Annotated in this window: 8 protein-coding genes; 5 read left to right on the top strand and 3 right to left on the bottom strand. The window is 69.5% G+C overall.

Annotated features, from left to right (window positions below; all coding sequences use genetic code 11):
• Window positions 1-129: 129 nt before the first annotated feature.
• The 3 genes from ACTWQJ_RS13215 to ACTWQJ_RS13205 are packed head-to-tail and all read left to right on the top strand — an operon-like array spanning window position 130 to window position 2,580.
• A complete protein-coding gene (locus ACTWQJ_RS13215) occupies window positions 130-327 on the top strand; it encodes an acyl-CoA carboxylase subunit epsilon (RefSeq protein WP_443306828.1) in 198 nt (65 codons plus the stop codon).
• 19 nt (window positions 328-346) lie between these two features.
• A complete protein-coding gene (locus ACTWQJ_RS13210) occupies window positions 347-811 on the top strand; it encodes a cobalamin B12-binding domain-containing protein (protein WP_443306827.1) in 465 nt (154 codons plus the stop codon).
• Window positions 808-2,580, top strand: coding sequence for an acetyl/propionyl/methylcrotonyl-CoA carboxylase subunit alpha (locus tag ACTWQJ_RS13205; protein ID WP_443306829.1), 1,773 nt, complete (start codon window positions 808-810; stop codon window positions 2,578-2,580). Before ACTWQJ_RS13210 ends, ACTWQJ_RS13205 begins: the two co-directional genes overlap by 4 nt.
• A 359-nt stretch (window positions 2,581-2,939) precedes the next feature.
• Here ACTWQJ_RS13205 and ACTWQJ_RS13200 read toward each other — a convergent pair.
• From ACTWQJ_RS13200 to ACTWQJ_RS13190, 3 genes are all read right to left on the bottom strand, one after another.
• Window positions 2,940-3,814, bottom strand: a protein-coding gene (locus ACTWQJ_RS13200) for an IS5 family transposase (RefSeq protein WP_443306826.1) whose coding sequence is annotated in 2 segments (ribosomal slippage) — window positions 2,940-3,457 and window positions 3,457-3,814 — 876 coding nt in all. Because the reading frame shifts where the segments join, the coding sequence is not laid out codon by codon here.
• Window positions 3,815-4,234: 420 nt separating this feature from the next.
• Window positions 4,235-5,398 (bottom strand): acyl-CoA dehydrogenase family protein, encoded by a 1,164-nt coding sequence (locus tag ACTWQJ_RS13195; RefSeq protein WP_443306825.1) that lies wholly within the window; start codon window positions 5,396-5,398, stop codon window positions 4,235-4,237.
• A 43-nt stretch (window positions 5,399-5,441) separates the two neighbouring features.
• On the bottom strand, window positions 5,442-6,200 hold the full coding sequence (locus ACTWQJ_RS13190) for an SDR family NAD(P)-dependent oxidoreductase (protein WP_443306824.1): 759 nt from the start codon (window positions 6,198-6,200) through the stop codon (window positions 5,442-5,444).
• Window positions 6,201-6,348: 148 nt separating this feature from the next.
• Here ACTWQJ_RS13190 and ACTWQJ_RS13185 point away from each other — a divergent pair, with 148 nt between their 5' ends.
• Both ACTWQJ_RS13185 and ACTWQJ_RS13180 read left to right on the top strand, forming a co-directional pair.
• Window positions 6,349-7,653, top strand: coding sequence for an MFS transporter (locus ACTWQJ_RS13185; RefSeq protein WP_443306823.1), 1,305 nt, complete (start codon window positions 6,349-6,351; stop codon window positions 7,651-7,653).
• A gap of 965 nt (window positions 7,654-8,618) precedes the next feature.
• The gene (locus ACTWQJ_RS13180; protein WP_443306822.1) at window positions 8,619-11,039 is read left to right on the top strand and encodes a SpoIIE family protein phosphatase; all 2,421 of its coding nucleotides are present in this window, start codon (window positions 8,619-8,621) and stop codon (window positions 11,037-11,039) included.
• The last annotated feature ends 38 nt before the right edge of the window (window positions 11,040-11,077 follow it).

Raw genomic sequence — 11,077 nt, 5'->3', positions numbered from 1 at the left:
TACATCGACGCCGTGATCATGCCGTCGGACACGCGGGGTCACATCGTGCGCGGGCTGCGTCAGCTGCGCACCAAGCGGGAATCCCTGCCCCCGAAGAAGCACGGCAACATCCCCCTGTAAGGAGCCGCTGTGACGATCAAGGTCCTACGGGGCAACCCGACACTGGAGGAGCTGGCCGCCGTGGTCTCCGTGCTGCCCCTGGCCGGAGCGTCGGCGCCCCCGCCCGCACCCGAGCGCCCCAGCGCCTGGACCTCGCGCAGTCTTTCCCCGCGAACACCGCACACCTACGGCACCGTCGGCTGGCTCGCGCCCGCCCTGCCTCGCTGAACACCCGATCGGAGACACCATGAACGTCCTGAAGCAGCGCCCTGGTCATGGCGCTGCGGTCCCGGCCCCACGCGCCCGCGTGGTGGTGGCCAAACCCGGGCTCGACGGCCATGACCGCGGAGCCAAGGTCATCGCCCGGGCGCTGCGCGACGCCGGCCACGAGGTGATCTACACCGGCCTGCACCAGACCGCGGAACAGATCGTCGCGACGGTCATCGCGGAGGACGCGCCGATCCTCGGCCTCTCCATCCTCTCCGGCGCCCACCTGACGATCGTCGAGCAGGTCGTCAGGCTGCTGGACGAGCAGGACGTAAGAGACGTCCGCATCGTGGTCGGCGGCATCATTCCGGACGCCGACGTCACCGCCCTCGAAGCGATGGGCGTCCACGCGGTGTTCACCCCCGGCGCTGACATCCGCGGGATCGTCGAGACCGTGGACCGGCTCAACGCCGACTTGGCGAGCGATCAGGAGACGGCATGCTGACGAAGGTGCTCATCGCCAACCGTGGCGAAATCGCTGTCCGCGTGGCCCGGGCCTGCCAGGACGCCGGGATCGCAAGCGTGGCCGTCTACGCGGACCCGGACCGCGACGCTCTGCATGTCCGCGCCGCGGATGAGGCGTTCGCCCTGGGCGGTGACACCCCGGCCACCAGCTACCTGGACATCGACAAGGTGCTGAACGCCGCGCGCGAGTCCGGCGCGGACGCCATCCACCCCGGCTACGGCTTCCTCTCCGAGAACGCCGACTTCGCCCAGGCCGTCCTGGACGCCGGCCTGATCTGGATCGGCCCGCCGCCGCAGGCCATCCGCGACCTCGGCGACAAGGTGGCCGCCCGGCACATCGCCCAGCGCGCGGGCGCCCCGCTCGTCGCGGGCACCCCGGACCCGGTCTCCGGCGCCGACGAGGTGGTCGCCTTCGCCGAGCAGCACGGCCTGCCGATCGCGATCAAGGCCGCCTTCGGTGGCGGCGGTCGCGGCCTGAAGGTGGCCCGCACCCTCCAAGAGGTCCCGGAGCTGTACGAGTCCGCGGTCCGCGAGGCCGTTGCCGCCTTCGGTCGCGGCGAGTGCTTCGTCGAGCGCTACCTGGACAAGCCGCGGCACGTCGAGACCCAGTGCCTCGCCGACTCCCACGGCAACGTGGTCGTCGTCTCCACCCGGGACTGCTCCCTGCAGCGCCGCCACCAGAAGCTGGTCGAGGAGGCCCCGGCGCCGTTCCTGTCCGAGGAGCAGAACGCCGAGCTGTACCGCGCCTCGAAGGCGATCCTGAAGGAGGCCGGCTACGTCGGCGCGGGCACGGTCGAGTTCCTCGTCGGCCTCGACGGCACGATCTCCTTCCTGGAGGTCAACACCCGCCTCCAGGTCGAGCACCCGGTCACCGAGGAGGTCACCGGCATCGACCTGGTCCGCGAGATGTTCCGCATCGCCGACGGCGAGGCCCTCGGCTACGACGACCCCGTCATCCGCGGCCACTCCTTCGAGTTCCGCATCAACGGCGAGGACCCCGGCCGAGGCTTCCTGCCCGCCCCCGGCACGGTGACCACGTTCGCCCCGCCGTCCGGCCCCGGCGTGCGGCTGGACGCCGGGGTGGAGTCCGGCAGCGTGATCGGCCCGGCCTGGGACTCCCTGCTCGCCAAGCTGATCGTCACCGGTGCCACCCGCCGGCAGGCCCTCCAGCGCGCCGCCCGTGCCCTGGAGAAGTTCCAGGTCGAGGGCATGGCCACCGCCATCCCGTTCCACCGCGCGGTGGTCACCGACCCGGCGTTCGCCCCCGAACTCACCGGCTCCACCGAGCCGTTCACGGTCCACACCCGGTGGATCGAGACCGAGTTCGTCAACGAGATCAAGCCCTTCACCGCCCCCGCCGACACCGAGGCGGACGAGGATGCGGGCCGCGAGACGGTCGTCGTCGAGGTCGGCGGCAAGCGCCTGGAGGTCTCCCTCCCCGCCTCCCTCGGCATGACCCTGGCCCGCACCGGCCTCGCCGCCGGAGCCAAGCCCAAGCGCCGCGCCGCGAAGAAGTCCGGCCCCGCCGCCTCCGGCGACACCCTCGCCTCGCCCATGCAGGGCACCATCGTCAAGGTCGCCGTCGAGGAGGGCCAGGAGGTCAAGGAAGGCGACCTGATCGTCGTCCTGGAGGCGATGAAGATGGAGCAGCCGCTGAACGCCCACAAGTCCGGCACCATCAAGGGCCTGAGCGCGGAGGTCGGCGCGTCCCTCACCTCCGGTGCGGCGATCTGCGAGATCAAGGACTGACAGTGACTATTGCCCTGGCTCTGCCCGGGAGTCTCGCTCAGGGACTGCCTGGCGCAACGGCTGCCTTCCGGACCGTTCGTCGGCTCTGCGAGCGGGCCGACATCGCGCGTGGCCAGCCGGGCATCCGCGGCTTCATAGGAGTCCCCCGGCCGGGTGCCGGCCGATTCAACGCAGAAGGCAGGGGCGGGACCGGTGGTACTGAACCGAGCTGAAGGCATGGCGGCGTCAGTCCTGGCGTCGGACTACCAACGGCACCGCGGCGAGCTGCCACCCGCCGCTGCGTCCGCGCCTCACACTCCGATGCGGGCGCTTGTCGGCGAGTATCGGCTGTCTACTAGGGCGTGTATCGAATGTGCTGGTCACAGCCACTCGCTGATGGCAGCTACGAGGACCGTCGCCTCGTAGCGGACCGCCAACTTGTCGTACCTCGTGGCCACGGAGCGGTGCCTTTTGAGACGATTGATGCCGCACTCGACCGCGTGCCGGGCCTTGTAGTCCTCCGGGTCGAACTTCGGTGGCCGGCCGCCATGGGAGCCGAGTTTCTTGCGGTTCCGCGCCTGGTCGGCCTTGTCCGGGATGGTGCAGCGAATGCCGCGCCGCCGCAGGTAGGCGCGGTTCTTGCGGGAGGCGTACGCCTTGTCGGCGCGCACGCGGTTGGGCCGGGTGCGGGGTCTGCCCGGCCCGAGCCGCGGCACACGGACGCGGCTCAGGACGGCCTCGAACTGCGGGGAGTCACCGCGCTGCCCGGCCGTGATCACGATCGGCATGGGCTTCTGTCGTTGTTCGACGGCCAGGTGCAGCTTGGTGGTCAGACCGCCGCGCGAGCGTCCGAGTCCGTGGTCGTCCGGCTCGACGGCGTGGCCACCGGGCGGCTCCTTTTGCAGACCCCCCTTTTCCGCGCTCCCGCGGCGTGCTGGTGGGCCCGCACGACGGTGGAGTCGACGTTGAGGTCCCAGGTGATCAGGTCCTTCGCATCCGCCCGGGCCTGCAGGGCGGCGAAGATCCGATGCCAGGTGCCGTCCCGCTGCCAGCGGCGGAACAGGTCGTACACCCGACCCCAGGGCCCGTATGCGGCGGGCACGTCCCGCCACGGGACACCGGTGCGGACCCGGAACCGTATGCCGTCGATCAGCTGCCGCCGGGCCCACGTCGGCGGGCGGCCAGGTTTCTTGCCCTTCGGCAACAACGGCTCCAGCACAGCCCATTGCTCGTCCGTCAGATCTCCACGTGCCACGAACCAAGATCACCTCACGACCAAGATCCACTTTCGACACACGCCCTAGTGAGAGTGGCCTGGGCGGCACCCGCCTCGCTCGGTGAAACGGGTGCGGGCCTCACGGCCATGAGTCCGTAAGGCCCGCAAGTGCAGAAACTGCTCCGTAGGCAGGTCGGCGCACAGTAGTTCTTCAGCATGCGTGTTCATCCGGTCGACCTGGGTCTTGCTGATCTCGCAGAGGACGGCTTCCTTGTCCCCGATGTAGGAATACAGCGCCCCGGTCCCCGGCCCACAGCCTTGCACAGCTCGGCCACGCCGGTCCCGTGGTAGCTGTTGCGGGCGAACAGCTCTGCGGCCACGCGGATGACTCGTTCCCGGTTCACCTCGTATGTGGTGCTGCTCTTCCGCCCGCACTCTGCGCTACTCGACGACGAGCAGTCAGACCATCCGGTCGATGCTGTCGTGGAACCGGTAGCCGGACAGCAGCTCACGCGCGGCCACCATGTACTGGATCGTCGGGGTGCCTTCCTCCAGCCAATTCAGCCACGCGTCGCGGTAGAGCCGCTCGATGGGGTGCTTGCGGGTGTAGCCGATGCCACCGTGTACCAGCAGGGCGCGGTCGGTCACGCGGCCCACGGCCTCCAGTCCGAACTGCTTGACCATCGCGGACTCGGCGGGGATTCTGGCGCCGGCGTCCCACTTGGCGGCCGCGTCGGCAAGCATGCCGCGCAGCGCGTAGACGTCGATCGCCATCTCCGCAAGATAGCGCTGCACGGCCTGCCGCTGTGCGATGGGCTTGCCGAAGGTCACCCGGGACCGTGCGTGCGCGAGGGACAGCTCGAGCGCCCGCTCGGACGTTCCGAGGGAACTGGCCGCGATGAACACACGGCTGATTTCCAGGGCACGTTCGAGGTGCTGCTGTCCCTCGCCCTCCGCTCCGACGAGGCCGGACTCCTCCACCCGCACGTCGTCGAATGTGAGGATGCCATGCTCACCGCCCTTGCAGCCCATGGTCTCGGGCAGCGGTTCGATACTCAGCCCTGCCGTGTTCCGTGGCACGAGGAACGCCGACACCTGCTCGGACGAGGTCTTCGCGAACACGATGAAGTGGCTGGCCAGGTCGGAGTTCGTGATCAGCCACTTGGTGCCGTTGAGGAGGTATCCGGAGTCCGTGCGTGTGGCGGTGGTCCCCAGATCGGCACCAGTCCCGTGCCCGGGCTCGGTCAGCGCGAAGGCCACCGACTTCTCACCCGTCGCTGCGCCGGGCAGAACGCTCTTGCGCTGGACCTCGTCACCGATCTCGGACAGGGCGTGCGCGAAGGAGTTGTGCACATGCACGATCACGCGGATGCCGCCCTGGATCTTGGCGAATTCCGCGATCAGCGGCAGGTACTGGCGGATGGACAGGCCGCTGCCGCCGTACTCGCGGGGCACGAGCAGCCCGAAGGCTCCCGCTTCGCGCAGCACCGGCAGGACGATGTCGTAGGGGATGCGCTCCTCGTCTTCGATCCGCTCCTCGAGCGGATCCAGCTTGTCCCAGATCGCGGTCCGGATGCGCTCGGTGAGCTGGTGGTACTCGCGCTCGTTCAGGCCTTCGTTCATCTCGTGCCTCTCTCGGGGTGTGGGTGCGGAGGGAAACCGGGGATTACAGGGACCAGCCGCCGTCGGCGGTCAGCACGGATCCCGTGCAGTAGGTCGCGTCCTCGCTGAGGAACACGGCTGCGCGTGCGATCTCCTCGACCGTGCCGAAGCGGCGCAGGATGCCGGACCGGGCGATGCGCTCACGCGCTTCGGGGGAGACCCGGGCGGTCATGCCGGTCTCGATGAATCCCGGGGCGAGGACGTTGACCCGGACGCCGTCGGACCCTGTCTCTTTGGCGAGGGAGCGGGCGAAGCCGATCATCGCCGCTTTGGCGCTGGCGTAGGCGGTGTCCCCGGCGTGGCCAATGAGGCCCACGACGGACGACACCAGCACGATGGCAGGGTTCTGGCTCCGGACCAGTGCTGGCAGTGCCGCACGAGTGAGCGCCGCCGTGCCGCGGAGATTGGCTTCGATGATCCGCCACCACCGTGCCGGGTCCATTTCGGACAGGCGTCCGCCGTCCCATTGGCCGGCGTTGAGGATCAGGGCGTCGAGCCGCCCCCACCGGTCGAGCGCGGCGGACACCGCCGATTCGGCCGTGACCTCGTCGTCGAGGTCGTATCGCACCAACAGGACGTTCTCGGGAGCGTCGGCCCGGAGCTTTTCGGCGGCATCGCGGCTGTTCGCGAAGCCGCACGCGACGTTGCACCCGCGTGCCACGAGCTCGCGGGTGATGCCAGCACCGATGCCTCGGGACCCTCCGGTGACCAGCACGGTGCGGGGAGCCGGATCTCCGCCGACTGATGATTTTGGTATCGCCATGGAAGGAAGTGTATCGATCGTTCCAATGAAGTCCAGTAGATGTTTGGACCGATCGATACATAGTCTCTTGTGTGAGAGGTCGGGGCGTGCCACACTCCCGGCCCAACGGACGGATTACGTCCTGGCCACAGCTAGTTGGGAGCCGCTTGTGCTGACACAAGAAATCGTCAGACCCAAGGTCAGTCCGGCGAAGATCGCGTTCGCGAGTTTCATCGGAACCGCGATCGAGTGGTACGACTTCTTCCTGTTCGGAACGGCCGCGACGCTGGTTTTCAGCGATCAGTTCTTTCCGTCGCTCAGTCCGGCGGCGGGTGTGCTGGCGTCGTTTGCGACCTTCGGTGTCGCCTTCGTCGCCCGCCCGCTCGGCGGCATCGTCTTCGGGCATTTCGGTGATCGGGTCGGCCGCAAGAAGATGCTCGTCATCTCCCTGGTGATGATGGGCCTCGCCACGATGGCGATCGGGTTGCTGCCCACTTACGACCAGATCGGCGTCGGCGCGCCGACCCTCCTCGTCGCGGCACGATTCGTCCAAGGGCTCGCCGTGGGCGGCCAGTGGGGCGGTGCGGTGCTCATGGCCGTGGAGCACGCTCCCCCAGGGCGGCGCGCGTTCTACGGCAGTTGGCCGCAGGCGGGCGTACCGGCCGGCCTGGTGCTGTCGGCAGGCGCGTTCTTCGCCGTCAAGCAACTGCCGGAGGAGGCCCTCACGACCTGGGGTTGGCGCCTGCCGTTCCTCGCCAGCATTGTGCTGGTCGTGGTGGGTCTGTACATCCGGCTCCAGATCGTCGAGTCGCCCGACTTCCAGGAGGTGCGCGCCTCGCGGGCCACGTCCTCCTTCCCCATCGTGGAAGCACTGCGCCACGCCAAGAAGCCGCTGGTGATCGGCATCTTCACCCAGGCCGCCGCCAATATCCCCTTCTACGTCGTCTCCGTGTTCGTGCTGTCGTACGGCCCCAAGGAGATCGGCGTCTCCGCCGAGACGCTGCTGCTGTGTCTGATCACGGCCTGCGTCGTGGACATCTTCACCGTGCCCGCGGTTGCCATCCTGTCCGACCGGCTGGGGAAGCGGAACACGCTACTCGTCGGCTCGGTCTACATGGCCGCCATGGCCTTCCCGTTCTTCTGGCTCATCAACACCGCCTCACCATGGCTGGTCCTGGTCGCGATGATCCTCATGATGCCCATCGGGCACGCGCTCACGTACAGCGCGGTGTCCAGCTTCCTGGCCGAACTGTTCGAGGCCCGTTTCCGCTACACAGGTGCCTCTGTGGCGTACCAGGTCGGCGGCATGATCACGAGCGGTCCAGCACCTTTCGTCGCTGCCGCTCTCTTCGCCAGTACGGGGGGCTCCTGGTCAATCTCCACCTACATCGTGATCGCCTGTGCGGTCACCTTCACCGCCTTGCTCACCGTCTCTCCCGGGACGCTGCCGGGAGCAGCGAAGGGGCCCCAGTGAGGTGCCCGCAGGACGTCCGCGGCGCGGAGCACGGACACGGTGCCGATTCGGAGTGGGGCAGGTCGGCACTGATCGCGCGGCACGCCGAGGGTTCGAGCGAGCGCCGGATCTGATGCGAGCCATCCCGGGCGGTCGCCGAGGCCGCCCGGGATGGCTGCCCGCGCACGGCCCGGTCCCCGGCCGAGTGGCCGGGCTGCTCTCCCGCCGGGTGGCGAGCGGAATCGTCACGCGCCGGCCGCCGCGCACGCGGTCACAGATGTGCGACCGGTCAATCAGTCGTCTCCGGAGTGGACGGACTCGACCCCCGTGTGTTGGTGATGTCCCCCAGTGGATCCGCGTTCAGGACGACGAAGTCGACCCGCTTGCCCGATTCGGGCGAAGGCATCGAAGGTCGCGATCCTGTCGATGCTGGCCGACGTGAAGAAGCTCACCGAGCGGGGGGTGCCGGCCACGCGCGCCGTGCTCTGCACCGAGCGCGTGAGCCTGCTCGACGGTGTCGGAGAAGAGCGTGGGAACCAGCGGCTCCTCGCCGCGGGCTTCAGTGGAGCGTGCTCACCGCCGAACCCGACAGCCCGTCGTACGACGCTCTGCGCGTCCTCACCTCCTGGACGGCCGAGCAGTCGGACGGGAGCATCCTGGCGAAAGGCCACAACCGGTGACCGTCTGGACGTCTCAGGACCTGGGCGGGAGCAGGGGCGATCACGCCATCAGCCAATCCTGGGTGTACTGACCACCGAATCCGTCTCGACCGCGGCAGCCGAAGCCACCCGTCGGGATTCTCCCGCGGCGGGTCACCGTCATCAAGCGTCTGCGCCGCGGCGGCATCGCAACAGTCGCGGCCGCGCGGGACCGCCGCCCGGGCCACCCGGCGTCTGCCTGCTTCGCACTCGCTGGGAGCTCAAGCGTAAACAGCACCCCGTATCCCATAATGAGCCTATTGGTTACTCCCTGACGGGAGGGACTCGATGACCGTGTCCGCACAGCACTCGTCCGCTTCGCCGTCCGCTCTGGACGACCTCGCCACCGCCGTGCTCGACGCCCAGGGCAGGGTGCTGGGGTGGTCCTCCGCGGCCACCGATCTCGTCGGCCGCACGGCCGCGGAGGTCTACGGGAAACCGATCACCTCTCTGCTCGCCGAGCCCTCCGAGCCGGACCGGCAGGGTAGGACCGGCGGTCGCGGGACCGCGGAGGTGGGCCGCGCCCGGATGCTGCACCGCTCCGGTCGGACGATCGAGGTTGCCTTCCGGGTCGTCGAGCTGGAGGGTACCTCCGAGCTGCTCGCACTGGCTGTGCCCCTGAACCGGATCGCCGACTGGGAGCACGGCGCCGCCCTCCTACACGCGCTGCTCGCCCAGGACCGGATCGGCGTAGGCATCCACGGTCCGGACCTGCGTGTCCTGCGGACCAACATCACGCCCGCGACGTTCGGTGGCCCCGCGCTCCCCGTGGGGGGCCGGCTCACGGAGGTGATGTCCCCGCAGGACGCTGGCGACGCCGAGGCGACGCTGCGGGAAGTGTTCGCCAGCGGTGTCCCTGTGGCCGGTCGGGAGCAGCGCATGCGATCGCCCCAGACCCCAGGGCAGCAGTGGTGCTTCTCGTTGTCCGCCGTCCGGCTCGAGGACGACCGGGGCCACCCCATGGGAGTGGCCGCGCTGCTCACGGACTCCACCGGGCGGTGGCAGGCCGCCCGCGACCTCGAACTGCGGCACCGGGCCTCGGCCCTCATCGGAACGTCCCTCGATGTCAAGCGCACGGCGCAACACCTGGTGGACGTCCTCGTCCCCGCCCTGGGAGACATGGCATGGGTGGAGCTGGCCGAGGCCGTGTTCGAGGGGGACGAACCGCCGAAGGTGTTCGGCGGCGGAGAATTGCATCTGCGCCGGGCCGCGGTGGCCAGTGCCGACGGGCACTGGCCGACCCGGCTGCTCCAGCCGGACGCGGCGGTCCCCCCGTTCCCCGACCTACCCGTCATGCGCAGCTTGCAGCAGGGCAAGGTGTTCACCCTGTCCGTCCCCACCAAGGTGGGCCGCGTCGGCAGCCCCGAACTGGCCCGCCTCTTCGTCCCCGAGCACGCGCACGCGTTCGCCGCCGCCCCGCTGTTCGCGCGCGGCCTCATGCTCGGCTCGGTCGCCCTGTGGCGAACCGGCCAGCCCGAACCCTTCGACCAGGAGGAGGCGGACCTGCTGGGAGAGATCACCTCACGGGCGGCACTGAGTGTGGATAACGCCCGCCGCTACACGCGCGAGCATCGCGCCGCCGTCGCCCTGCAACAGAGGCTGCTCCCACGCGCCGTCACCGACACCACGGCTGCCGAGACTGCCGGTATTTACCTGCCCGCCGCCGGTGGCGCGGAGATCAGCGGCGACTGGTTCGACGTTATCCCGCTGCCGTCCCTGCGCGTCGCCTTCGTCGTCGGCGACGTCATCGGACACGGTCTGAACGCCACCGCCACCATGGGGCGACTGCGTACTGCGGTGCAGACGCTCGCCGATCTGGAGCTGGAGCCCGCAGAGCTGCTCACCCACGTGGACGATCTCGTCCTGCGCCTGGCCGCAGAAGCCGACCCCGCGCACACGGACTCGGTCGGTGCCACCTGTCTGTACGCCGTCTACGACCCCGTGACCTGCCGGTGCACCCTGGCCAGCGCCGGCCATCCGCCGCCCCTCGTCCTGGACACCGACGGCACCGTGCACCGTGTCGACTTCTCTCCCGGCCCGCCTCTGGGGGTGGGCGGCATGCCCTTCGAGCCCGTCACCCTCGACTTCGACCCCGGCAGTGTCCTGGCTCTGTACACCGACGGTCTCACCCACCGCCACCACCCCGATCCGGATGTGGGGCTCGACCGTCTGGCCGAGCGCCTTTCGGCGCTCGGCCCCGGGCGCCGCCCGCTGGACGCAGTCGGTCGCAGTCTGCTCGCCGATGCCCAGGTTCCTCCGCCGGATGACGACATCGCTCTGCTTCTCGCCCGCACGCGTGCCCTGCCGGAGGACGCCACCGTCTTCTGGGAGTTCCCTGCCGATCCGGCCGTCGTCACTCAGGCGCGCGCAGCCGTGGACCGTCAACTCGACCTCTGGGGACTGGAGGAGGTGGCGTTCGCCACCGAGCTGATCGTCAGTGAGCTGGTCACCAACGCCATCCGCTACGCCGGCGGACCGGTCGGCCTGCGGCTCATCCGCGACGCGACTCTCATCTGCGAAGTGACTGACCCCAGCAACTCCCAGCCACGTCTGCGACGGGCACGCACCACGGACGAGGGCGGTCGGGGGCTGTTCCTCGTTGCCCAGCTCAGCAGCCGCTGGGGCAGCCGCTACGGCCAACGCGGGAAGACGGTGTGGGCTGAACAGCCACTGCACGGCAGCGACCTGACCCTGACGTTTTCGGTGTGAATCGCATCAGGAAGTGGAAGGACGGGGCGTGGTTCCCG

It is taken from the genome of Streptomyces sp. KR55 (genome assembly GCF_052245645.1).
GTDB classification, from domain to species: Bacteria; Actinomycetota; Actinomycetes; order Streptomycetales; family Streptomycetaceae; genus Streptomyces; species Streptomyces flavusporus.
This window is presented reverse-complemented; position numbering and strand designations above follow the sequence as displayed.

Excerpts from the sequence above, each read along its gene's own strand:
- ACTWQJ_RS13210 (WP_443306827.1), top strand. The coding sequence starts at position 347 with ATGAACGTCCTGAAGCAGCGCCCTGGTCATGGCGCTGCGGTCCCGGCC.
- ACTWQJ_RS13195 (WP_443306825.1), bottom strand. The coding sequence starts at position 5,398 with ATGAACGAAGGCCTGAACGAGCGCGAGTACCACCAGCTCACCGAGCGC.
- ACTWQJ_RS13190 (WP_443306824.1), bottom strand. The coding sequence starts at position 6,200 with ATGGCGATACCAAAATCATCAGTCGGCGGAGATCCGGCTCCCCGCACC.
- ACTWQJ_RS13180 (WP_443306822.1), top strand. The coding sequence starts at position 8,619 with ATGACCGTGTCCGCACAGCACTCGTCCGCTTCGCCGTCCGCTCTGGAC.